This is a genomic window from Kribbella sp. NPDC004875 (genome assembly GCF_042873375.1).
Classification (GTDB): domain Bacteria; phylum Actinomycetota; class Actinomycetes; order Propionibacteriales; family Kribbellaceae; genus Kribbella.
The window spans coordinates 24,402-49,772 of the sequence record NZ_JBIALI010000002.1; the positions used below are offsets into that span (position 1 = coordinate 24,402).

At 70.3% G+C, this 25,371-nt stretch carries 11 protein-coding genes and 1 tRNA gene; 6 read left to right on the forward strand and 6 right to left on the reverse strand.

The features are described 5' to 3' along the window. Positions 1–179 precede the first annotated feature (179 nt). Positions 180–2,909 carry a pyruvate dehydrogenase (acetyl-transferring), homodimeric type gene (gene aceE, locus ACFYRH_RS11320; RefSeq protein ID WP_387775236.1) on the reverse strand — a complete coding sequence of 910 codons (2,730 nt, stop codon included), beginning with the start codon at positions 2,907–2,909 and terminating at the stop codon, positions 180–182. A 308-nt stretch (positions 2,910–3,217) separates the two neighbouring features. Here aceE and ACFYRH_RS11325 point away from each other — a divergent pair, with 308 nt between their 5' ends. After that, positions 3,218–3,661 (forward strand): DUF3052 domain-containing protein, encoded by a 444-nt coding sequence (locus ACFYRH_RS11325; protein ID WP_387771869.1) that lies wholly within the window; start codon positions 3,218–3,220, stop codon positions 3,659–3,661. Beyond that, complete coding sequence (locus ACFYRH_RS11330) at positions 3,658–4,116, forward strand: peroxiredoxin (RefSeq protein WP_387771872.1); 459 nt, start codon at positions 3,658–3,660, stop codon at positions 4,114–4,116. Before ACFYRH_RS11325 ends, ACFYRH_RS11330 begins: the two co-directional genes overlap by 4 nt. A 51-nt stretch (positions 4,117–4,167) precedes the next feature. Here ACFYRH_RS11330 and ACFYRH_RS11335 read toward each other — a convergent pair. Together ACFYRH_RS11335 and ACFYRH_RS11340 are read right to left on the reverse strand one after the other, a co-directional pair. After that, positions 4,168–4,241, reverse strand: a tRNA-Val gene (locus ACFYRH_RS11335). Positions 4,242–4,391: 150 nt separating this feature from the next. Continuing rightward, the gene (locus tag ACFYRH_RS11340) at positions 4,392–4,961 is read right to left on the reverse strand and encodes a hypothetical protein (RefSeq protein ID WP_387771875.1); all 570 of its coding nucleotides are present in this window, start codon (positions 4,959–4,961) and stop codon (positions 4,392–4,394) included. A gap of 253 nt (positions 4,962–5,214) precedes the next feature. On the opposite strand from ACFYRH_RS11340, the gene ACFYRH_RS11345 reads away from it, so the two are divergent. After that, a complete protein-coding gene (locus tag ACFYRH_RS11345) occupies positions 5,215–6,030 on the forward strand; it encodes a hypothetical protein (protein WP_387771878.1) in 816 nt (271 codons plus the stop codon). 30 nt (positions 6,031–6,060) lie between these two features. On the opposite strand, the gene ACFYRH_RS11350 is transcribed toward ACFYRH_RS11345, so the two are convergent. Beyond that, the gene (locus ACFYRH_RS11350; RefSeq protein ID WP_387771881.1) at positions 6,061–7,173 is read right to left on the reverse strand and encodes a serine hydrolase domain-containing protein; all 1,113 of its coding nucleotides are present in this window, start codon (positions 7,171–7,173) and stop codon (positions 6,061–6,063) included. 518 nt (positions 7,174–7,691) lie between these two features. Between ACFYRH_RS11350 and ACFYRH_RS11355 the strand changes: the two genes are divergently transcribed. Continuing rightward, the gene (locus tag ACFYRH_RS11355) at positions 7,692–19,151 is read left to right on the forward strand and encodes an amino acid adenylation domain-containing protein (RefSeq protein WP_387771884.1); all 11,460 of its coding nucleotides are present in this window, start codon (positions 7,692–7,694) and stop codon (positions 19,149–19,151) included. Positions 19,152–19,680: 529 nt separating this feature from the next. Here ACFYRH_RS11355 and ACFYRH_RS11360 read toward each other — a convergent pair. Then, the gene (locus ACFYRH_RS11360) at positions 19,681–20,610 is read right to left on the reverse strand and encodes an ROK family protein (protein WP_387771887.1); all 930 of its coding nucleotides are present in this window, start codon (positions 20,608–20,610) and stop codon (positions 19,681–19,683) included. Positions 20,611–20,843: 233 nt separating this feature from the next. Between ACFYRH_RS11360 and nagZ the strand changes: the two genes are divergently transcribed. Next, positions 20,844–22,328, forward strand: coding sequence for a beta-N-acetylhexosaminidase (gene nagZ / locus ACFYRH_RS11365; protein ID WP_387771890.1), 1,485 nt, complete (start codon positions 20,844–20,846; stop codon positions 22,326–22,328). A gap of 15 nt (positions 22,329–22,343) precedes the next feature. On the opposite strand, the gene ACFYRH_RS11370 is transcribed toward nagZ, so the two are convergent. Beyond that, positions 22,344–23,552, reverse strand: coding sequence for an ROK family transcriptional regulator (locus ACFYRH_RS11370; protein ID WP_387771893.1), 1,209 nt, complete (start codon positions 23,550–23,552; stop codon positions 22,344–22,346). Positions 23,553–23,660: 108 nt separating this feature from the next. On the opposite strand from ACFYRH_RS11370, the gene ACFYRH_RS11375 reads away from it, so the two are divergent. Beyond that, positions 23,661–25,298, forward strand: coding sequence for a glycoside hydrolase family 13 protein (locus ACFYRH_RS11375; protein ID WP_387771897.1), 1,638 nt, complete (start codon positions 23,661–23,663; stop codon positions 25,296–25,298). The last annotated feature ends 73 nt before the right edge of the window (positions 25,299–25,371 follow it).

Below are 25,371 nucleotides of genomic sequence, written 5' to 3' on the forward strand. Positions count from 1 at the left end.
TCCTGCAATGGTTCGGCGGCGGCTGATTCAGAGCTCGATCCAGTACCTACGGGCGCGCCCCCCAAGACCCACGTCGCCACCCTGACCACCAGCCGACGGGGCCCGATGAGTTCGAGCGTAGAACGGCGACGGGCCGCTCACCGGGGTGGTGAGCGGCCCGTCGGGCAGGCGTGGCGGGGTCAGGCGCCGGCGCCCTCCTGCTTCACGCCGGCGACCGCGGTCGGGTCGTCGATGCGGTACTTGCGGGCCGCCTCGGCGGCGACCTCCGGCTTCACGTCACCGCGCTTGGCGAGGATCTCCAGCGTCGCGACCACGATCGACTCGGCGTCGACGTGGAAGTGCCGCCGTGCCGCCGCCCGGGTGTCGGCCAGGCCCCAGCCGTCGGTCCCGAGCGAGGTGTAGTCGTTCGGCACCCAGCGGGAGATCTGGTCCTGCACCGCGCGCATGAAGTCGCTGACGGCAACGACCGGACCCTTGGTGTCCTTCAGTTGCTCGGTGACGAACGGCACCTGCTCCGGCTCCTCCGGGCGCAGCAGGTTGTGCTCCTCGGCCGCGACGGCGTCCCGGCGCAGCTCGTTCCACGAGGTCACGGACCAGATGTCCGCGGCCACGGAGTACTCCTCGGCGAGGATCTGCTGGGCCTTCAGCACCCACGGCAGTGCGACACCGGAGCCGAGCAGCTGCACCCGCGGCGCCTCGTCGCCGTCCGCGGTCTGCCCCTCGTTGAAGCGGTACATGCCCTTCAGCAGACCCGCGACGTCGAGGTTCTCCGGCTCGGCAGGCTGCGCCACCGGCTCGTTGTAGACCGTCAGGTAGTAGAAGACGTCCTCGCCGAACGGCTTGGCGTCGTCCAGACCGTAGCCGTACATCCGGCGCAGGCCGTCCTTGACGATGTACGCGACCTCGTAGGCGAAGCCCGGGTCGTAGTGCACCGCCGCCGGGTTCGTGGAGGCGAGCAGCGGCGAGTGACCGTCCGCGTGCTGCAGTCCCTCACCCGTCAGCGTCGTACGCCCGGCGGTCGCGCCGACCAGGAAGCCGCGGCCGAGCTGGTCGCCGAACGCCCAGAGCGAGTCACCGGTCCGCTGGAAGCCGAACATCGAGTAGAAGATGTAGAACGGGATCATCGGCTCGCCGTGCGTCGCGTACGACGTACCGGCGGCGATCATCGAGCCCATCGCGCCGGCTTCGCTGATGCCCTCGTGCAGCAGCTGACCCTGCTCGGACTCCTTGTAGGAGAGCAGCAGGTTGCGGTCGACGGCCTCGTACTGCTGCCCGTGCGGCGAGTAGATCTTCGCCGTCGGGAACATCGAGTCCATACCGAACGTGCGGTACTCGTCGGGGGCGATCGGGACGATCCGGTCGCCGATCTCCGGGTCCTTCATCAGGTCCCGGAACAGCCGGACCAGCGCCATCGTGGTCGCCACCGGCTGGTGGCTGCCCTTGCTCAGCGGCTGGTAGACGGCGTCGCCCGGCAGCTTCAGCGAGGTCTTCGGCGCGACCCGGCGCTGCGGCAGCGAACCGCCGAGCTGCTTACGCCGCTCCATCATGTACTGGTACTCCGGCGAGTCGGTGCCGGGGTGGAAGTACGGCGGGTTGTACGCGTCCTCGAGATCCTTGTCCTCGATCGGCAGGTACAGCCGGTCGCGGAACGCCTTCAGGTCGTCCGAGGTCAGCTTCTTCATCTGGTGGGTCGCGTTCCGGCCCTCCAGCGCCTCGATCGTCCAGCCCTTGATGGTCTGGGCGAGGATCACGGTCGGCTGCCCGACGTGCTCGGTCGCGCTCTTGAACGCGGCGTACACCTTGCGGTAGTCGTGACCGCCGCGCGGCAGCTTGCGCAGGTCCTCGTCGGACAGGCCGCTGACCATCTGGCGCAGGCGCGCGTCGCCGCCGAAGAAGTTGTTCCGGATGTACTCACCGGACTCCACGGAGTACGTCTGGAACTGGCCGTCCGGGGTGGTGTTCATCTTGTTCACCAGCGCGCCGTCGTGGTCCTGGGCCAGCAGGCTGTCCCACTCACGGCCCCAGATCACCTTGATGACGTTCCAGCCGGCGCCGCGGAAGTAGGCCTCCAGTTCCTGGATGACCTTGCCGTTGCCGCGGACCGGTCCGTCCAGCTGCTGCAGGTTGCAGTTGATCACAAAGGTGAGGTTGTCGAGCTCCTCGCGCGCGGCCAGGCCGATCGCGCCGAGCGACTCCGGCTCGCCCATCTCGCCGTCACCGAGGAACGCCCAGACGTGCTGCTGGCTGGTGTCCTTGATGCCGCGGTTGTGCAGGTACCGGTTGAAGCGCGCCTGGTAGATCGAGTTCAGCGCGGCGAGCCCCATCGAGACCGTCGGGAACTCCCAGAAGTCCGGCATCAGCCGCGGGTGCGGGTACGACGACAGGCCGTTGTGCGGCCCGCGCGACACCTCCTGGCGGAACCCGTCCAGCGCGTCCGCGCTCAGCCGGCCCTCGAGGAAGGCGCGCGCGTACATACCGGGGGAGGCATGGCCCTGGATGAAGATCTGGTCACCGCCGCCCGGGTGGTCCTTGCCCCGGAAGAAGTGGTTGAAACCGACCTCGTACAGGCTGGCGGCCGACTGGTAGGTGGCGATGTGGCCGCCGACCTCCAGGCCCTTGCGGTTCGCCTTGCTCACCATCACCGCGGCGTTCCACCGGATGAAGGCCCGGATCCGGCGCTCGATGTGCTCGTCGCCGGGGAACCAGGGCTCCCGCTCGGGTGGGATCGAGTTGATGTAGTCGGTGCTCCGCAGTGCGGGCACTCCGACCTGTCGCTCCCGGGCTCGCTCGATCAGCTTGAGCATCAGGTAGCGCGCTCGCGCCTTGCCCCGTTCGTCCAGGACGGCGTCGAGCGATTCGACCCATTCACGCGTCTCGTCAGGGTCGATGTCGGGGAGCTGGGTGGGCATCCCCTCGGTGATGATGGCTGGTGGTTCGTGTCCGGAAGCCACGGTGTCCTGCCGTTCTCTCTGGATTCTCTTCACCGCAATCCTGTCACCTGTTCGGAATGCGTTCTACTTCGCCTTCCCCGAAGGCCCCATTCCGGCTCGCCAGGCGTGATGCCAGCGGACACGCCCGGTACCCGGCACGCGCATACCGGACACGTCACGGAACCCTGGTGCATACTTGCGCGACGCGGTACGTCACGATGGACTATCGCTAGTTGAGTGGCTTTGACACCTACCCCCGGGCAAGCGGGGACCACGGAGGAGGACACGTGAGCGCGACCGCGGATCACGCGGACGGCAAGAGCGGAGTGCCGAACATGGCGTCCCGGATGGGCCTGGAGGCCGGCTGGGTCGTGCAGGAGATCGGGTACGACGACGACTGCGACGACGACCTGCGTGATGCGATCCGGGCCATCACCGGAGAGGACTTCGCCGGTGAGGACACCGACGAGGTCGTGGACGCAGTCCTGCTCTGGTTCCGTGAGGACGACGGCGACCTGGTCGACGCGTTCTTCGACATCCTGACCGACCTGAAGGCCGGGGGCGTGGTGTGGCTGCTGACCCCGAAGGTCGGCCGCGACGGCTATGTGGAGACCAGCGACATCACCGAGGCCGCTCCGGTCGCGGGGCTGGCCACCACCAGCACACTGAGCGTCACCGACGACTGGTCGGCCACCAAGTTGGTGGTTCCGAAGTCCGGTCGCCGCGGGTGACGGTCCCGGCTGCGGGCAGCCGGGCACCCGACTTCAGCACACGGAACCAGTACGGCGAACAGGTCCGGTTGAGCGACTACGCCGGCCACCGGGACGTCGTACTGGTTTTCTATCCGTATGCGTTCAGCCAGGTCTGCACGAGTGAACTGGCCGCGCTCCGGGACCGGCCCGACCTGCTGGCGCGGGCCGAGTTCCTGGCGATCTCGTGCGACCCGATGTTCACGCTCAGGGCGTACGCCGACGCGCAGCGACTCGATTTCCCCCTGCTGACCGATTTCTGGCCACATGGTGAGATCGCGTCGTCGTACGGCGTCTTCGACCCCGACCGCGGCTGCGCCCTCCGCGGCACCTTCGTCATCGACCACACCAGCACCATCCGCTGGTCGGTGGTCAACCCCGTCGCCGAGGCCCGCAACCCCGACGACTACGCAGCCGCCTTGGCGAGTTTGGGCTGAGCCGTCACGAAGAAAGCCGGATCCACAGGGATCCGGCTTTCTTCCTTACGGTGGGCTGTGAGGGACTCGAACCCCCGACCCCCTCGGTGTAAACGAGGTGCTCTAACCAACTGAGCTAACAGCCCCGATCGACAGCCGACGAACCCCGACCGCCGGGTCGGGGTTAGACGTTCGTGCGAGGCACGACCGTATCACCTCCGGGCCTCGCGCCACCGCCGCGCCTCGTTCCCGAGCACCCGCCGTACGACGTCCTCGCCGGCACCCAGAACGTCAATTCAGGAATGTCGGTGCCGCCCGGAACGATCGGGAGCATGCCCCGAGCCATCCAGCGCCCATTTGCCGTCGCCCCGGCGACCGGGATCAGCATCCGCGACCGGATCAAAGGGCTGACCGACGGCGACGAGTTGGTGGTTCGCGCTGTGGGTGAGCACCTGGGAAGACTTGCCGCGGGAGATCTGGCGCGCCGGGTTCAGGACGGGTTCGACCACGACAGCGCCCGATGGTCCGATCGGAAACGCGACCTGACCGCATCGTCGTCGTCGCGGTGGGCGGGATCGATCACGAAGGCGACGAACGCTCAATGGAGCCTCGCCAGACGTGCGCAGCAGAGCAATGCCCAGTCTCTCGCCGCCGGTATTGGGATGATCCGGCACCGGCTCGCCCAGCCGATCGCAGAGCCTGGCGGCAAGGGTCGGCCGGGCGGATACCGGTCCCGCAAGGAATGGCACGCGAAGTCCCGTCGGCTCGCTGCACTGGAAGTTCGCCTCGCAGCCGTGGATGCCGACCGGGTGACCGGGCATGTCTCCGTCGTGCGCGGCGGCAAGAGCCTGTTGAAGAAGCGGCACAAACCTCCCTGCCGCCGGATGGACCGAGGCGCGGTGGCGAGCGGAATGGGCCGCCAACCGGTGGTTCCTCTCCGCGGACGGCGAGTCGGGGAAGCGTGGCGGGAACGAAACCATTCGGGTCACCGCCGACGGACAGATCAGCCTTCGGCTCCCGGGACCGTTGACACACCTGGCGAACGCGCCGTACGGCAGGTACATCCTCACCGGGCGGGTGACATTTCCACACCGCGGCGACGAGTGGCGAGGTCGCGTCGTGGCGCATCGGCCCATCGCCTACCGAATCCACCATCACCCCGGCAAGAACCGCTGGTACCTCGATGCTTCCTGGAAGCGCACGGTCCCGGCCGTGGCCTCACTCGACGTACTTCGGTCCGGTGAGGTGATCGGGGTGGACATGAATGCCGATCACCTCGCGGCCTGGAGGCTCGACAACTCCGGCAACCCCGTCGGGCGCCCACGGACGTTTGCGTACGACCTCGCGGGCGCTGCCAGTCGGCGAGACGCTCAGGTACGCCACGCACTCGCCCGCCTGCTGCGCTGGGCGGTGTCGTCCGGGGTGCACGTCATCGCCGTGGAGGATCTCGACTTCACCGACTCGAAGACCCGCGAACAGCACGGCCGCCGCCGGCGGTTCCGGCAGTTGATATCGGGGCTGCCCACCAGCAAACTCCGAGCGCGGCTGCTCGCCATGACGACCGAGGCCGGTATCGCCGTCATCGCCGTCGATCCCGCCTACACCAGCCGGTGGGGTGCGCAGCACTGGCAAAGACCCACCAGCACCACAACCCGCAAGACGACCCGGCACGAGGCAGCCGCCATCGCGATCGGGAGACGCGCCCTCGGATACCAGCTCCGGCGACGGGCGGCACCGCCCGGACAGCACCAGATGGATGCTGTTCGGCATCGGACCGTCCAGGCCGGATCAGGTACCTCGGGGCACGAGGAGACCCGCCGTCCCGGACCCGGACCAGGAACACGATTCCTACCGCCGGCCGTGGGCACGAAAGTGGGCACCCAGGCGACCCAACACCGTTCGGGGCCGCCCATCGATCGGGACGATCCCGACTGATGTCCAGGAACGGTTCGATCCCCTCGTCGCTTACGCGTTGAAGACCGTGTGGACCAGGCGGTCCAGGGCCGGTGGGAAGATTTCCAGGAGGTTGACGTCGGCGTCGGCCATGGTGATGGCGGCGGTCAGGGTTTTCGAGCCGTCGGGGGTGCTGTACATCAGGGCGCCGTACCCGCCGGGGGCGCTGCCGTTGTGGTGGTACAGGGTCTGGCCGCCGACGTCCTGCGTGAACAGGCCCAGGCCGTAGTTGAGCGGGCCGCTCATCGGCTCCGGCTTACGCATCTCGGCCAGGAGGTCGGCGGGGATCAGCTTGCCGCCCTGGAGTGCCGACGCGAACAGGTGCAGGTCGCGGGTGGTGGAGATCATGCTGCCGGCCGCGAACAGCAGCGACGGGTTCTGCTCGGTGACGTCGACGACCTTCCACTCCTCGCCGTCCTGGTAGCGGAAGTAGCCGTGCGAGTGCGGGCCGGGGATGTCGGTCCGGTCACCGGGCTCGATGGTGCCCGTCAGGCCGAGCGGCTCGACGATCCGGTTCCGCAGCTCCTCGGACAGCGAGTGGTCGGTGACGGCCTCGACCACCAGCGCGGCGACGGTGTAGTTGGTGTTCGAGTAGCTCCACTCCGCACCCGGCTCGAACCTGGCCGGCTTGCCGAGCGCGAACTCGACCAGCTCGTCCGGCGCGTACCCCTTCAGGCGGTTGTCCGCCCAGTCCTTGCCGGTCGCCGGGAGACCCATGACGACGGTGCCGTCCGGGTAGTACTCACCGGTGTAGTTGAACAGGCCGCTGGTGTGGTTCAGCAGCATCCGCAGCGTGATCCGCGGGTCCAGGTCGAACCGGGGCAGGTGGCCGGCCACCGGGCCGTCCAGCTCGAGCTTGCCTTCGGCCACCAGTTGCAGGGCGATCGTCGAGACGAACGTCTTGGTCACGCTGCCGACCCGGAACCGGCCGTCGACCGGCGGCTGCTCGGTCTGCCCGATCTCGCGGATCCCGGCGGTACCGACCCACTCGCCGTGCTCGTCGTGCAACCGCAGTTCGAGACCGCCGAAACCGGCGTCGACGAACTCCTGCACGGCCTTCTGCAGCTCGGGCCGGTCCTGCTCGACGGTGCGGCGGCCGGGGGACTCGATCGACTGGTCCGACATCTTGCGTACTCCTCGTTCGGGTGGTCTTGCTGACGTCGGCAACTCTCGTCGGGAGTCCTGACACGGGACCGCCACGGCGCTGACGCGGCGTGACGGTGGTCCGCTCGTACGCCGCCTCTCGGCCCCTGATCGGGCGGCGGTGCACGGCTTTCGTACGGCGCGTATCGGAACCGGCCGTCACTCGTTGGAAGCATGTCGGTGGTGCCAGGGTTCCTGCCGGAATTCTTAACCTTCGGCTGGTGAGAACGGACTCCTCCAGGGCGGGTCGCGGCTGGTAGGGTTCACGGCTGTCGGTCGGCGCGATGACGCTCCGGGAGCTCCCGGTCGCGGCATGGTTCCGGCAGGTGGAAAACGGGGCTGCTGTCGGTGTGAAGTGAGGCGGGTCTGCCCAGAACCCGCTCCGTCCAGTTGGGGAGGCACGTGTCCGTGGGTCGCCAACCGGCCGGCGTCTTCCCGCGTCCCGTCGTACCCACACCTGAGTCCCTACTGCCTGAGTCCCTGCTGGTGGTGGCATCGGCGTGAGAAGTGGTGCGGACCGGCCGGCGATCTCGACCGGGCCGGCGTTGATGATTCCCGCCGGTTACCCCCGCGATCTGCCGAGCGCGCTGCTGCGGGCGGCGCGTGACTACGGCAGCGCGGGCGTCGTCGAGATCGGGGCCGACGGGCGCGAGACCAAGCTCGACTTCCCGACGCTGCTCGAACTCGCCGCGCGGATCCTCGCCGGGTTGCGGGCGAACGGCGTACGGGCCGGCGATCCCGCGGTCGTGCACTGCACGGAGCCGGTCGGATTCTTCGCGGCGTTCTGGGCCTGCACGCTCGGTGGCATCCGCCCGCTGCTCGTCGCGCCGCACCCAGCCGGCGACCGGACCGAGGAGGGCCGCGAGCGGCTCCGCAAGATCACCGACCTGCTCGGCTGGACGGTGCTGATCGGGCGGCCGTCCGACCTGCCGAACGACCTCGGCCTGCCGGTGCTCGACCCGGACGCGATGGCGGGTCACGAGCCGACGTCCGACTTCCATCGACCGGCCGCGGACGATGTCGCCGTACTCATGCTGTCGTCCGGGACCACGGGCGCGCCGAAGATGGTGCAGCTGACGCACCGCGGGCTGGTCGAGTTCGCCGCCGGTACGCCGGCGATGCTGCCGGTGCGGCCCGGTCAGACGACGTTGAACTGGTTGCCGCTGGATCGCAGCGGCGCGTTCCTGCTGTACCACCTGCTGCCCGTGTTCACGGGGTGCACGAACATCCACGTGAACACCGACTGGGTGCTGGCGAACCCGCTGCGCTGGCTGGACCTGATGGACCAGCACCGCGTCAACCACTCGTGGTCGCCGAACTTCGGGTACCGGCTCACCACCCAGGCGATCGCGGGCGAGCCGGACCGGCACTGGGACCTGTCCGCGCTGCGCAGCCTGGTCAGCGGCGGCGAGCAGATCACGGTCCCGGTGATGTCCGAGTTCCTGCGGGTCACGAACCGGTTCGGCGTGGTGCCGGAGACGTTCGTCGCCGCGTGGGGGATGACCGAGACGGTCACCGGGATCACGTTCGCCCGGCCCGGCCTGACGCCGAACGTGCACCGCGTCCGGATCCCACCGACCGGGGTCGTCGAGTGGGTCGACCAGCGCCCGTCCTCCGGCAAGGTCGCGGTCGCGCGCCCCGGCAAGCCGCGTACCGAGGTGCCTGGCGTGCTCAGCCTGGTGTCGGTCGGTGCACCAGCTCCGGGTACGACGGTGCGCATCGTGGCACCGAATGGCGCAGTACTGCCCGAGGGCCGGATCGGTCAGCTGCAGGTCGCGTCCGCGCGCGTCACACCCGGGTACCTAGGCAATCTCGACGCCGACCGCGCCGCGTTCCCGGTCGGGAACTGGCCGGCCCGCAAGTGGCTCGCGACCGGCGACCAGGGTTTCATCACCGGCGGCCAGGTCGTCATCACCGGCCGGGACAGCGAACGCATCATCCTGTCCGGCAAGCTTCACTACGCCCACGACATCGAGTCCGTCGCCGTCACCGTGGTCGGCGCCGAACACGGCCTGGTCGCCGCCTGCGGCGTCGCCGACGAGGCCACCGGCACCGACCGCCTGGTCGTCTTCTACGCCCTCACCCCGGACTCCGTCCCCGGCATGGACCAGGCCATCCGCAGCCTGATCCAGACCCGCCTCGGCCTGCCCGCCGAGGTCATCGGCGTACCGCGCCGCGACTTCCCGACCACGCCCGGCGGCAAGATCCTGCGCCCGCTCCTGAAACAGCGCTGGATCGACGGCACCCTGCAACCCCAGACCGCCCCCCACGTGGAACCCGCCGGCGCCACCTCCAGCTCCGGCCCCACCGGCCAGGGCCCGTCCACCACCCCCGAAACCACTCCGTACGCCGACGAGGACGCCTCCGAACGCACCACCGAACTCCCGGTAGTCCGCCTCGCCTGGAAACGCGAACTCCAGCAATCCATCCCCACACCTCCCCAACGCCCGACCCTCCGCACCACCCCCGCCTCTCCGGACCCGACCCCGGCCACCTCGGACCCCGCCTCGACCTCGCCGAAGCCCACCCCGGCAGCAGCCAAGCTCACCTCGGCTGTCACCGAGGACGCCTCAGACCCGGTGGCCCCCACCCCGGCCACCTCCGAGCCCGCCTCGGCTGCTTCCGAGTCCACGCCGTCCGCCCCGGCCGCCTCCGAGCCCGCCTCGGCTGCTTCCGAGTCCACGCCGTCCGCCCCGGAGCTTGCGCCGTCCCACGCCGAGCCGACACCAGCTACGTCGGACCCCGCACCACCTGCTCCCGAGTCCGCCTCGGCTGCTTCCGAGTCCGCCCCGGCGGTTGCCCCGGAGTCTGCATCGGCGGTGTCTGAGCCCGCTCCGTCATCCGAGCCAACAGAACGCTCCGAGCTCGCACAGAGCGCCGAGTCGGCGGCGCTTTCCGACCTCACACCCCCTCCCCAACTCGCACCGCCGTCCGAGCCCACGTCGCGGCCTGAGCTCACGCGGCCGTCCGCCCCGACGCCGCCCTCAGCGCCTGCACCCGTGGCCGCAACGGCCGCGCCTGACTCCGCGATCGACCCTGACTCTGCGGTGGCGCCTGACTACACAGCACCTGAGACGCCAACGGCTCCAACCGCCGCGACCCCGTCTCCGGGCCACGAACTGACCTCAAGGCCTCCCGCCTCCGCAACCCCCATCACGTTGGCGCCCGCCCACCAACCGGCGCCCACGACGGATACCTCCAACCAATCAGCGGAGGCGGAGAACGACGCAGCGCCGACAGCAACAGCCGACGTACCCAAGCCGTCCCCGCAAACTCCCGACCAGTCTGCGCAGCGAGTCGACGATGCAGACACCGTCGAACTGCGACGCGTACCGGCACACCCCGAGTCGCCCCAGCCAACCGCCACCACCCAGCCAGACGAGCAGTACTCCGCTCCGTCAACCAACGCGGAGCTTGAGAACGACCAGGCCTCAACCACCGCCAAAGCAACCCCCGCCGCACCCGCCGACCCCACAGCGGACCTGACCGCCGATCCCACCACCGCAACTGCAGCCGCCACGGCCGCCGAGCCAACAGCCGACGCGACCACGGACACGACCGCCGACGCCAGCGCGAACACAACTGCGGACGCAACCAACGCCACCGCAGACGCGAAGCCAGACGCAAAGACCGACGAGGCACGCACCGCTGCCACCGACGAAGGCGCCGATGGGCCCACCCACGCGTCCGCGGACACGGATTCGGATGTGGCAGCCGGCGCGGTGGCAGCGGCGAGCGCCGACGCCACCGAGGTACGTGCTGAGGGGATCGCCGACGCGACCGCGGACACGGATTCGGATATGGCAGTCGGCGCGGTGGTAGCGGCGAGCGCCGACGCCACCGAGGTACCTGCTGAGGGGACCGCCGACGCGACCGCCGGTACGCCGGCCGATGCCTCGGCTGAGGCAGTTGCCGAGGCAAGCACGGACGGACGCGCCGATGGGACCGTAGGCGCGACCGCGGACACGGATTCGGATGTGGCAGCCGGCGCGGTCGCAGCGGCGAGCACCGACGTACCTGCTGATGAGACCGCGGACGCGACCGCGGGTACGCCGCCCGATGCTGCGGCTGAGGCAGTTGCCGAGACGAGCGCTGACGTCACCGACGCGCATGCCACTGGGGGCGCCGACACCGCGGATACGCAGGCTGATGTCGCTGCAGACGCGACCGAGGACGCCAGCGCGGACACGGCCGCCGACGGCACCGACGTGCGTGCTGCTGGGACTGATGCCACGACGGGCACGCGGGCTGATGCGGCGGCAGACACCGCCGACGATGCCACCGCCGACACAACCGCCGACGTACCTGCAGACGCGACGGACGAGGCGGAAGCTGACACGGCCATCGGTGTCAGTGACACGGATGCCGATGCCGCTGCAGAGGCAGCTGGGGATGGCACCGCTGCGGCGTCGATCGTTGCCGAGGACATCGCTTCGAAGTCCGCAGCGTCCGATGAGCCCGTCGCGGACGGCTCCGAGGGCTCGGACGACGCGGCTTGCGCCGAAGGCTCGTCTGGGCAAGCCGACGACCGTGACGCCGCGGCATCTGACGCTGCCGCCGAGGACTCGGCGTCTGCGCAGACGTCGGGCTCAGAGGAGACTGACAGCGAGACTGAGACCGGCGATGACGCGGTCTCCGCTGACGACGTACCCGGAGACGCTGGGTCTCCCGGGTCGACCGACGACATCGACGAAGAGACGCCCGACGGCAGGGACGCCGAGACGGCGGGCGAGTCCGCCGAGGACGCGGCGGCCGTTGAGAAGGCCGCCGGCGATGCAGCCTCAGGTGATGTCACGTCCGATGAGGTCGCATCTGGCGACGAGGGCGCAGGCATTAAGGCCCTGAGCGCGGGCGGTGCGGAGGACGTGGGCGCGGACAGTGCCGGGGACGCGGGCACGGACGGTGCTGAGGACGCGGGCGCGGACGGTGCCGGGGACGCGGGCACGGACGGTGCTGAGGATGCGTGCGGGGACGGTGCCGGGAGCGACTTCGAGACGGCTGAGCTTCCGGCGATCTCGATACCGGTGAAGTCGTCGGCGTCTGGACAGGACGACCTACCGGGGGACGAGGTCGAGCTGGCGGGGACTGCTGAAGCTGAGTCGGCGCTGGGCGTGCGGGATGGCGCAGGGTCTGCCGGCGTGGGCGACGTACCCGTGCTGTCGGATGGCGACTCGTCGGAGACCGCTGAAGTCGAGTCGGCACAGGTCGTCGAGGATGGCGCGGGGTCTGCGGGTGGCGTGGACGACGTAGCTGAGCTGGCTGAGACCCAGCACGTTGAGGAGAGTGTCGTACCGGCTGACGGCACGGAGGCTGACGACGCGGAGGCTGACGACGCGGAGTCTGCGGAGGATGAGAACGCGGCGTCTGCGGAGGTTGTGGGCGCGGCGGGTGCTGGTGCGGGTGGGGACGCGGCCGGCTCGGTGGTGGAGCGGCGGGCTCGGGCTGAGGTTGTTCTGGCCGCCTCGGTTGTCGATGTGTTTGGGGACGGCGATGGGTCGGCGCTCGTCGAGGGCAGCGCTGATGAGTCCGGCGAGGAGTCTGTCGCGGAGACGGCTGCCGGTGGGTTGGCGGTTGTCGGTGGCGCGGCTGTGGTCGCTGCGGCCGAGGATGCGGCGGCCGGCGGGCAGGGCGGGGAGTCTGCGGGCGCGGAGCAGGTTGCCGGGGTTGGCCGGGCTGCTGGGCACGGGGTGAAGGCTGGGCAGGTTGCTAATCCGGGCCGGGTCGCCAGCGGGGGGCGGGTGGTTGGGCCTGGGCGTGGGGAGAAGGGGGCTGCGCGGCGGGCTGGGGTTGTGGTGGAGCCGGTGGCTGTCGTGGGGGTGGCTGGGCGGTTCCCTGGGGCGGAGACGCTGGAGGCGTTCTGGGACAACCTGGTCGGGGGAGTGGAGAGCGTCCGGCGTGGGGTGCCGGAGGCGGGTGACGGGGTCGTGTCCGTCAGTGGGGTGCTGGACCACGTCGAGTCGTTCGATGCGAAGTTCTTCGGGTTGAGTGACCGCGAGGCCGAGCTGATGGAGCCGGCGCAGCGGTTGTTCCTCGAGGTGTGTCACCAGGCGTTGGAGCACGGCGGCTACGCCGGTACGACGAGCCGGGTCGGCGTCTTCGCGGGCTCGGGCATGAATCTCTACAACCGCCAGCACCAGTCGCGGGACTCGCTCGCGACCCGGGTCGCGTACCGGCTGGGACTGACCGGCCCGGCGATCGGCGTGCAGTCGGCGTGGTCGTCGTCGCTGGTCGCGGTGCACCTGGCGTGTCAGGCGTTGCGATCGGGTGATGCGGATCTCGCGCTGGCCGGCGCCGCCGCCGTACAGGTGCCGCAGGCAACGAGTTATCACCCGTCGCCGGGTTCGATCCTGTCGCCGACCGGGCACGTCCGGGCGTTCGCCGCGGACGCCGACGGCACCGTGGGCGGGAACGGCGTCGCCGCGGTGCTGCTGAAGCGCCTCGACCAGGCCATGGCCGACGGCGACACGGTGTACGCCGTGATCCGCGGTACCGCGGTCAGCAACGCCGACGCCCCCGCCGCCCACCAGGCCGACCTGATCGGGCGCGCGCTCGAGCGGGCCGGCTTCGACGCGGACTCGCTCAGCTACATCGAGGCGAACGGGATCGGCAGCGCGGCCGCCGACGCCGCCGAGGTGAAGGCGCTGACGGCCGCGCTTCGCAAGCACACCGACAAGGTCGGTTTCTGCGCGCTCGGCTCGGTGAAGTCGAACATCGGCCACCTGGACAGCGCCGCCGGGATGGCCGGCCTGATCAAGACGATCCTGATGCTGCAGCACCGGATGCTGGTCCCCACGATCAACTACACCGAGCCGAATCCGGCGCTCGCCCTCGACGGCAGCCCGTTCGTCATCAACACCGAGGTACGCGACTGGGAGGCGGGTACGTCGCTCCGCGCCGGCGTCAGCGCCCTCGACGCGGGCGGCACCATCGCGCACGTGATCCTCGAGGAGGCGCCGCGGCAGATCCGTCGCGGTGACGACGGGCCCGTCGTACTCCCGCTGTCGGCGCCCGACCCGGACGCGCTCGCGGACCTGGTCGAGCTGTACCGCACCGACCTCGGCCACGGCACCGGCCACCGTCTCATCGACCTCGCCGGTACGGCGGCCCTCGGGCGGCCCGCGCATCGGCACCGGATCGCGGTCGCCGGTGCGACGGAGTCCGAACTCGTCGACGCGCTCGGCACCGCCCAGGCGACCGAAGTACCGCGTGGCGGGCCGGGGCCGCTCGGGTACGCGTTCACCGGGCAGGGCGCCGCGCGCCGTGGGATGGCCGCTGGACTCGCTGCTCGCTTCCCCGTGTTCCGCTCGGTGCTCGACGAGTGCGACCGCGTGTACCACGAGGAGACGGGCGGTAGCCTGCTCGAGCTCCTGCTCACCCCGGCCGGTGGGACGGAAGGCGTTTGGCCGACCGAGACGGCGCAACCGGCGCTGTTCGCGTTCGAGCTCGCGCTTGCCCGGCTGTGGCAGTCCTTCGGCGTGCAGCCCGCGCTGGTTGTCGGTCACAGCGTCGGCGAGTACGCCGCTTTGTGTGTCGCCGGTGCGCTCTCGCTCGCGGACGGCGTACGGCTGACCGCGAAGCGCGGGGAGCTGATGCAGCGCGGGACGGTACCGGGCGCGATGGTTGCCGTCCGTGCCGATGCCGACCGCGTTCGCGAGATCGCCCGGACAGCCGGCGTGGAGGTTGCTGCTGGCAACGGTCCGCAGTCGTTCGTGCTGACCGGGTCCGAAGTGATCGTGGGCCAGCTCGCCGCGCAACTGGACCAGCTGGAGGTCGCGTGGCAACGGCTGGACGTCGACCGCGCGTTCCACAGTTCGTTGGTCGACCCAATACTGTCGGACTTCGCGGAGATCGTTCGCGAGATCACGCTGAAGCCGCTGCGGACCCCGATGGTGTCGAGCTGGTCGGGTGATCTGCTCGAGTCCGGGACGGTCCTGGACAGCGACTACCTCGTTGGACAGCTGCGGCAGCCGGTGCTGTTCGGTGATGCTGTCGAGGCAGTCACCGCTGCTGGGTGCAGGCGGTTCCTCGAGCTCGGGCCGGACGCCGTACTGAGCCCCGCCGGTCGCCGGATCGCGCCGAACAGCACGTGGATCCCGGCGCAGCGCCTCGGCCAGGACCCGGTGCTCGCGACGATGAACGGTCTCGCCGAGCTGTACGAGCAGGGTACCGAGATCGCGTGGGCGAAGGTCTATGCGGACGGCGGCCGGGTCCCGTTGCCGACGTACCCGTTCCGTCGGGTGCACCACCCGGTGGATCCGTCCGTGACGGTGCACACGGGGCCGGGTACGGCGATGCTCGCGGAGCCGGCGCAGCGGTCGCAGCCGAACCCGTTCGAGCGGGCGGCGCGGGCGCAGAGTCTGGTGTTCGAGCCACCGTCGAACGCGGCGGTGAAACGGATTCCGCTGGATCCGCCGGATACGGTCGCGGCCGAGCCGGTTGACGATGCCGTGGAGGAGGGCGAGCGGTCGCCGTTCGCGCTGCCGGCGGAGACGCATCAGATCGACGCTGACTATCTGGCGCAGGCTGGGTCGTTGTCGGGTGACGCGATGTCGGCGGAGCGGTATCGGGAGTCGCTGGACGTCGTACTGGATATGACGTGCGAGGTGCACAACCTCGACCCGTACGACCTGACGGTGGATCACACATTTGCCGAGTTGGGGGCGACGCCGGCGTCGATGGCGCCGGTCATCGACGAACTGAACAGCCGCTTCGAGGTGGAGCTGACCCCGGACGACCTGTTCCTCAGCTTCACGACACCCCACAAGCTCGCGACGGCCCTCGCCGTCCAAACAGCCGAACCCGAGCAGCGGACAGACGCCGCAGCGGACGGGGTCGCCGAGGCCGAGGCCGCCGTCGAGCAGGTGCCCGTCAAGCAGGTGCCGGTCGAGCAGGTGTCCAAGACGCAGGCGTCCAAGGAGCGCGCGTCTGAGGAGCAGGCGTCCGCGGAGCAGGCGTCCAAGGAGCCCGCGTCTGAGGAGCAGGCGTCTGAGGAGCGGGCGTCCGAGGAGCGGGGATCCGCGGGGCCGGCGTCCGCGGGACAAGCGGCCGACGAGCTTGTGGCTGGGGACCTGGCGGCTGAGGAGCCGCGGGAGCCGGATGCGCGGGCTGCGCTGGCTGTTCTGGGCACCGGGCTTGCCGAGCTCGCCGCGAAGGTTGACGAGGCTGCTGCGGCGACCAGCGAGGCTGAGCTGCCGGGGAGTGGGATGGCGGCGCTGATGTCGCAGCAGCTCCGGGTCGCCGGCCAACTGGTCGACGGCGTCACCAAGCTCATGCGCGAACAACTCGCCCTGCTCACCGAGCCCACCGAGCAACCGCTCGACGCCCCCACCGGAGACGACGCGAACCCTGCCGGCGACGAAGCAGACTTAGCGGACGACGCCGCAGGCTCGCCGCGCACGGATGTAGCCAATGCGGACGCTCTCGACGATGGCGTGGGCGGCGCGAACGCGGCCGACTTGAGCTCGGGTGCGGATCCGGCCGGGGTGGAGGCTGCGCAGGCGGACGGTGCGGACGTCGCTGGCGAGGATGTGGAGCCAGTAGATGGCGAGGTCGACCTGGCTGGTGGCGACGCGAAGGGGGCTGACGCGGGCTCGGGTGACGTGGATCCGGCCGGTTCGCGCGCGGGTGATGACGTGGAGCCGGTGGGTGGTGAGGCGGACGTCGTCGGTGGCGACGTGGACTCGGCTGGTGGTGAGGCTGGGCTGGGGGATGCGGCTCGGCGGCGAGGGTTGGCGTACTGGGAGGGGGTGCTGGCTGGGGGTGAGCCGTTGGTGCTTCCCATGGATCGGGTTCGGGGGGCGGGGGATGACGACGTTGCGTCGGTGAAGCGGGAGCTGGACGAAGAGCTCGGGGACGCGGTGTTCGCGTACAGCCGGGAGCGGAAGCTCAGCCCCGTGATGACGATGCTGGCCGCGGTGGCGACCGTGCTGGGCCGGTTCGCGGCGCAGGACGACGTGACGATCGGTTCGGCGCTGACCCGGCCGAAGGGTGACACCTCGACCGACCCGCGTCGCCCACTCCCGTTGCGGATCGACCTCTCGGGTGAGCCCGACCTCGGCGAGCTCACGCAGCGGATCCGCGATCTGACGACCGCCGCGTTCGAGCACGCCGGTACCGATCTGGCGGTCCTCCAGCGGGACCCGCTGTTCCAGATCCTGGTGGACTTCGAGGACGGCGACGACGAGCTGCCCGCGACGGTCGACCTGCGCTTCCGGCTGACCCACCACGGCGCCGGCATCACCTGTACGGCGGACTACCGCCCCGCCCTGTTCGAGCAGCGCACGATCGAGCGCCTGCTCGACTACCTGGCCGAAGTGTTGCGCAGAGCAACCACTCGTCCGAACCTCCGGCTGCCCGAGCTCGTCCTCCCGATCGAGTCCGACCTGGAAGCACTCCGCGACCTCGAAGCCGATGCCGCGTCGACGGGGCCGGTCGGCCGGGTACGCCGGGACGCGGTCGTCGCCGGTGAACTCAGCGGACTGCACACCCTGTTCGAGCAGCAGGTCGCCCGTACGCCGGACGCGGTCGCGCTGATCCAGGGTGAGCGCGAGCTGACGTACGCCGAGCTGGACCGCCGCTCGAACGCTGTCGCCTGGCAGCTGGTCGATCTGGGCGTGCGGCCGGGCCAGCTGGTCGCCGTACGTGTCGCCCGGGGCACCGAGATGGTCGTCGCCGTACTCGCGGTGCTGAAGTCCGGTGCGGCGTACCTTCCGCTGGATCCCGGCGTACCGGAGTCGCGCTGGGCGTTCATGGTGCAGGACGCGGCGGCGGTGGCGCTGGTCGGTGACGACGCGGCGCTCGCGGATCGGCTCGGTCTGCGGCTGGTGCCGGTGGCGGCAGTCGACGGTGACGCGCGGGCGCGGCAGGCGCCGCCGGTGCGGGCCGCGGCGGACGACATCGCGTACTGCATCTACACCTCCGGTTCGACCGGCAACCCGAAGGGCGTCGTGGTCCCGCACCGCGGCCCGGTGAACCTGGTCCGGCACTACCTGCGGACCCGGTCGTCGCTGCGGACGCTGCAGTGGACCTCGTTCGGTTTCGACGTCCATGTCCAGGAGATGTTCACGACGCTGGCGTCCGGTGCCGCGCTGGTGCTGATCGGCGAGGACGACCGGTACGACCCGGATGCGGTCGTCGCGGCGCTGCGCGATCACGATGTCCAGCGGTTGTTCATGGCGTTCAGTCCGCTGACCGCGCTGCTGGCCACGATGCGGCGGCTGCCCGAGCTGCCGGCGCTGCGGGAGATCGTCGCGGGTGGCGAGGCGATGGTGCTGACGCACAAGGTGCGGGAGTTCCTGGACGCGCACCCGCAGTGCCGGCTGTTCAACGAGTACGGGCCGGCCGAGGCGTCGATCGTGACCACGATCCACGAGGTCGACCCGGCCGAGGACCGGCCGTCGATCGGGCGGCCGATCGAGGGCGTCGTCGTACGGCTGCTGGACGCCGCGCTGCGGCCGGTTCCGGTCGGTGCGGTCGGCGAGATCCATCTCGGCGGTGCCGCAGTCGCGCAGGGGTACCTCGGTCGGCCGGACGAGACCGAGCACGCGTTCGTCGCGGACCCGGGCCACCCGGGCGCGCGGCTGTACCGCAGCCGGGACCTCGGTCGCTGGCGCACCGACGGCACCTTGGAGTACCTCGGCCGCGCGGACGACCAGGTGAAGATTCGCGGTCACCGGGTCGAGCCCGGCGAGACCGAGCATGTGCTCGCGGATCAGCCCGGCGTCGTCGACGCGGTCGTGGTGGCCTGCTCGGACCCGGCCGGTGACACCTGCCTGATCGGGTACGTCGTTCTGGAGGACAGCGATCCCGCCGTACTGGCGCGGCTGATGCTCGACCTGGGCAAGGAGCTGCCGATCTACCTGGTGCCGGCGGACCTGATCCCGATCGAGGAACTGCCGCTGGACGACAACGGCCGGCTCGACCGTGCCCGGCTGCCTGAGCCGGAGTGGCTCAGGCCGTGACCGGCTGGGCAAGCTCTGGGCAAGGTCTGGGCCCAGATGATCCGATCTGCACCGTGGGCGGGATCGACCGGTAACAGCCCCCGCGACCACCGTCCGCCGTCCACGATGCGGAACCCGCTCGATCCCATCCCTCCATGGGATCGAACGATGTCAGGTCGATCGGACGGCGCCGGGTGTGTTCTGGTTCCGTGCTTGGTGTCCCTGCCTGGTGTCCCTGCTTGGTGTGGACCTGTTGGCCACACGGTTGCGGCGGGAGAGTGCCCTCGCCCGCCGCTCACGTGTGCTGGTTGATCCGGAGCCCCCACCGATCAACCGCTGCCGACCGCTCCGAGCCCCCCTCGACCGGTCGGGGATGACGGTGCCCCCACCCCATCCATCCGTTGCATCGCGCAGAACGGGACCGTCGTTACACAGATCGCCAAGATTCGTAAAAATTGCGCAAAGATGCGCGAGAGAACCCTTTCCCTGCCACAACATCTGGAAGGCCCGCCCAGAAATCTGAGCGGGCCGGCGAGAAGGTTCTGGCGGATCAGCCGAGCGCGGCCCAGGCCTGGTGCGCGGCGCCGAGCAGTCCGGCGTTGTCCAGCTGCGCCGGTTCCACGGTCAGTTCGGTCACGAACGGCAGCTGCGCCAGCCGCTTGACCCACGCCTGCACCGGGTCGAACAGCACCGGCCCGGCCTTCGCGACACCGCCGCCGATCACGACGGTGGTCAGGTCGACGGTGACCGCGGTGGCCACGATCCCGGCGGCCAGCGCCTGTGCGCCGTCGTCGAACGCCGCCAGCGCGAGCTCGTCCCCAGCCGTGGCATCGGCCGCCAGTACTTCGGCGTCCACGGCCTCGTCCGTCCGCCAGCCGTTGCGCTGCGCGCGGGCGACCATCCGCGGGCCGCTCGCGTACGCCTCGACGCAGCCGTACGACCCGCAGGCGCACGCTTCGCCGTCCTGGTCGATCACGACGTGGCCGATGTGCGCGGCGTTGCCGGACTGCCCGATCAGCGGCTTGCCGTCGACCACCAGGCCGCCACCGACACCGGTCGAGACCACGATCCCGAGGAGGGTCTTCGCGTCCCGCCCGGCGCCGCTCCAGAACTCGCCGAGCGCGAAACAGTGTCCGTCGAGCCCGAGCGCCACCGGTACGCCGCCAGTGTGTTCCCGGACCCGGTCGACCAGCGGGAAGTTGCGCCAGCCGACGATGTTCACCGGGGAGACCAGACCGTGCTGCTGGTCGAGCGGCCCGGCGGAGCCGATGCCGACGGCGAGCGGAGTGGCGTCGCCACGGACGCGGGTGATCAGCTCACCGAGCGCGGCGAACACCTGGTCGGCGCCGCCGGGTGGGGTGCGGATCCGGTCACCGGTGAGAATCGTGCCGTCGGCAGACACCAGAGCGGCGGCCATCTTCGTGCCGCCGATGTCGATTCCGAGCACGGTTTCCCGCGCCGGCGTTGTGTCGTCGCTCATCGTCCCCCCGTCAGGGCGGTCAAGGTTGGGAGACAACGTTATCCGTAGTCGGCCAGAACAGACAGGGGTCATCCAAAGTAATCCGGGCAAACCCGCAGGAAGACGGCAGTTAACTGCCATGACAGCCCTTGACAACGATGCCCCTCAGGGCCTCTCGAGGCGGCTAATTATTAGCTGTCCGTGATGGCCGTCACGGCTGGCGCACGAACCCGGGGTCGCGAGAGGGTTGGGGGATGAGTGATCAACTGGATCGTGACGCGGCCGGCTCCTTGGTGGTCGGCTTCACCGGGACGACCGCACCGGACGAGCTGCGGCGGGCCGTCGCCGGCGGCCTCGGGGCTGTCATCCTGTTCACCCGGAACGTCGCGGACGCCGACCAGGTCGAGGCACTGACCGCGACCCTGCGGGCCGAGCGGCCGGACCTGATCGTCGCGATCGACCACGAGGGCGGTGAGTTCAGCCACCTGGCGCCGGCCAACCCGTGGCCGCTCGCCTCGCCGCGGCTGCTCGGCGACCTGGACGACCCCGAGTTGACCCGGGCCGCGGCCCGCGACGCGGCCGCCACGCTGGGTGCGCTCGGCATCGACCTGATGCTCGCCCCGTCGGTCGACGTGAACAGCAACCCCGGTAACCCGATCATCTCCACCCGGTCCTTCGGCCGGACGGCGGACGTCGTCTCGCGCCACGGCGTCGCGTTCGTGCAGGGCGTCCACGACGCCGGGATCGCGGCCTGCCCGAAGCACTTCCCGGGCCACGGCGACGTCGCGGTCGATTCACACACCGACCTGCCGCGGGTGGACCGCTCGGTCGAGGAGGTCAGCGACGTCGAACTGGCCCCGTTCCGGGCGACTATCGCGGCCGGCGCGGACGTCGTGATGAGCGCGCACATCGTGTTCTCGGCGTACGACGACCAACCGGCCACCCTGTCGCATCGGGTGCTGACCGGACTGCTCCGCGAGGAGCTCGGCTTCGGTGGGGTGATCACCACCGACGCGCTCGAGATGCAGGCGATCACCAGGCACCGCTCGATCGAGGACGCCGCCGTCGCGTCGATCGGCGCCGGCGCTGACCTCGCGATGATCGCGGTCGGTACGGCGGACCCGCAGGCGCTGACCGCCCGCGTGGCCGATGCGGTCCGTACCGGGACGCTTCCCGCTGAACGCGTCGCCGACGCAGCCACCCGGGTCCGTGCCCTCGCGGCGAGTCTCAGGACGCGCAGCCGTCAGCCGGGTCTCGACGGCGCCCCGATCCGTGAGGTTGCCGCCCGCGTGGTGGCGCGGCAGTCGTTCCCCGCGCTCGGCGCCACGCCGTACGTGATCGACCTGACGCAGGGGCTGCACCCGGCCTGGAACCCGTATTTCTCCGGCCTCCCGGAGATCTTCACCCGCGTCGCGCCCGGGGCGGACGGTGTGGTTCTGCGGGGCGAGCACCATCTCGCCAAGTCCGATGAATCACGCGACGACGCGATCGCCGAGGCCGCGCAGGCTGCCCAGGGGCGCGCCCTCGTCATCGCGATCCAGGATGCGATCCGGACGCCATGGATGCGGGACGCTCTCGCCCACCTCGTGCAGGGTCATCCCGGCGACGTGTTCGTGCTCTGCACCGGGATCCCCGAGGACCGGGCGCTCGTCCCTGAAGGCGTCCCGTCCGCCACAACCTCGGGCCGCAACATGATTGTGCTGGAGACGATCGCCAGAGAGCTGACTCGCGAGAGGTAGTGGCGGATCCGCGCCTCAGTCGGGGCGGCAGCCGAGTTCGAGGTCGAGGGCGTGTTGTTCGACGTAGTTGAGCGCGTGCCGCACCGCCCCGACCGAGACGATCGCGTCGCCGAGTGACGAGACGGCGACGCGTGGCGGAGTCGTGGTGTAGCCGGCCAGCTCCTTCTCGAGGTCGGGGAGGAGCGCCCGGGCACCCTCGGCGACGGCGCCGCCGAGCACCACCAGTTCGGGGTTGAACAGGATGCCGAGCGTCGCGACCACCCGGGCGGTCCGGCCGGCGATGTCCTGAAGGATGTCGTGGGCGACTTCGTCTCCCGCGGCGGCCGCGCTGAACACCTGCTCGGCGGTCACCGCACCGTTGGTCGCGACCTTCCGCAACGACGTCTGCACGGCCGGGTCCGCGACCGCCGCCGTACCGTTCTCGCGCGCGATCCGGGCGATGCCGTGGGTGTCGCCGACGCCCTCGACGAGTTTCAGGAACACCATCTCGCCTGCACCGCCGCGACTGCCGTGCAGCAGCCGGCCGGAGTCCATCAGGCCCGACCCGAACCGCTCACCGGCCAGCAGTACGACGAGGTCGTCGACGTTGCGCGCCTCGCCCCGCCAGTGTTCGCCGAGAGCGGCCAGGTTGGCGTCGTTCTCCAGCAGCACCGGCCAGCCGTGCAGGTCGGTGAGCCGCTGCGAGAGGCCCGGGTCGAAGCGCCGCCAGAACTCGTCGTCGACCAGGATGTTCCCCTCCCGGTCGACCGGGGCGGCGACTCCGGCACCGGCGGCGAGGATCTGGGCGTCCGACACCCCCGCGGACGCCAAGGCCTCGACCACCGTCTCGTGCACGATCCGGGTCCGGTCGCCGGGTGTCTTCACGTCCACCGCCGGCCGGCCGGCCTTGGCGACCGTCTCGCCGCGCAGGTCGGAGACCAGCACCGTCGTCTTCGCCGCGCCGATGTCGATGCCGAGCACGTACCCCGCACGGCCGTTGAACTCGAACCGCCGCGACGGCCGGCCGACCGACGTCCGGCCGGGGTCGAGCTCGATCACCCAGCCCATCGAGATCAGGTCGTTGCAGACCGCGTGCACGGTCGCCCGGGTGAGGCCGGTGGCCTCGATCAGGCCGGTTCCTGTCATCACCCGTGCGCGGTTGAGCACGCCGAGTACCTTGCCCGCGTTCACCCGGCGCAGCATCGTCGGCGTGGCCGTGGGCGGGGTAGTCGGTGGTTTCGCCATGAAAGCCCCTTGACCTCGTCGTCGTACCCACCGCAGAATACATGCAGATTCTAAATTTAGAGCCTATATATAAACTTCGGGTACCAACAGACTCACAGTGAGGCGATCGTGACGACCCCGCAGACGACCGATCCCGACTGGTGGCGGCAGGCCGTCGTCTACCAGATCTATCCGCGCAGCTTCGCCGATGCCAACGGCGACGGTGTCGGCGACCTGGCCGGCATCATCAGTCGAGTCCCGTACCTGGTGGCGCTGGGCATCGACGCGGTCTGGCTGAGCCCGTTCTACCCGTCCGCGCTGGCCGACGGCGGGTACGACGTCGACGACTACCGGAACGTCGATCCCCGGCTCGGCACCCTCGAGGACTTCGACCAGCTGGTCGACGCGTTGCACACCGAGGGCATCAAGCTGATCGTCGACATCGTCCCGAACCACACCTCGAACCGGCACGAGTGGTTCGTCGAGGCACTGGAGGCCGCGAAGGGGCACCCGGCCCGGGACCGGTACATCTTCCGCGACGGCCCGGACGGCGCTCCCGACCAGCCGCCGTCGGACTGGGACTCGGTGTTCGGTGGGTCCGCCTGGGCGCAGACCGACGACGGCCAGTGGTACCTGCACCTGTTCGCGGCCGAGCAGCCCGACCTGAACTGGCAGCACCCGGAGGTCCGTGAGGACTTCCTGGAGACGCTGAAGTTCTGGTCCGACCGGGGTGTCGACGGCTTCCGCGTCGACGTCGCGCACGCGCTCGTGAAGGACCTGACCGAGCCGTTCCCGTCGAAGACCACGCTGCCGCGGCAGTCCGAGTCGAACGGCAAGCACCCGCTCTGGGACCAGGACGGCGTGCACGAGATCTACCAGGACTGGCGCAAGCTGCTGAACACCTACGACCCGCCGCGGTCGGCGGTCGCCGAGGCGTTCGTGCCGGCCGCGCGCCGCGCCCGGTACGCGAGTGCCGATGGGCTCGGGCAGGCGTTCAACTTCGACCTGCTGCAGGCCGACTTCGAGTACGAGAAGTTCCGCAAGGTGATCGAGGAGAATCTCGCGCTCGCGGCGGAGAACGGCTCGTCGTCGACGTGGGTGTTCTCGAACCACGACGTGGTCCGGCACGCGACGCGGTACGGGCTGCCGAAGAACCCGAAGGGCGGCTGGCAGGACGGCAAGGACTGGTTGCTCAGCAACGGCACCGAGCCGACCGTCGACGTCGCGCTCGGTCTGCGCCGGGCCCGCGCCGCGACGCTGCTGATGCTCGCGCTGCCCGGTTCGGCGTACCTCTACCAGGGGGAGGAGCTCGGTCTGCAGGAGGTCGGCGAGCTGCCGGCCGCCAACCTGCAGGACCCGGCGTACTTCCGGTCGAAGGGTGCCGAGAAGGGTCGCGACGGCTGCCGGGTGCCGCTGCCGTGGACCGTCGGCGGGCTGTCCTTCGGCTTCGGTACGGGCGGTTCGCACCTGCTGCAGCCGAAGTGGTTCGGCGCGTACTCGGTCGAGGCGCAGCAGGACGACGCGGAGTCGACGCTGAGCCTGTACCGCAAGGCGCTCGCCGTACGGCGGGGGCTGCGTACCGGCAGCGCGTTGACGTGGATCGACACCAACGACGAGGTTCTGCACTTCGTCCGCTCCGGCGGCTGGCAGTGCGTGACGAACTTCGGCGCGGCTCCGGTGGAGCTGCCCGACGCCGCGGTCGTGCTGTCCAGCGGCCCGCTCGAGGGCGACAAGCTCCCGAGCGACACGACGGCCTGGCTGATCTAGTGATCTAGGCCCTCCAGACTCGCTCCGGTCAAGCCGTCCCGAGACGGCCCTCCCCCTGTGGCCGGGGCGATTC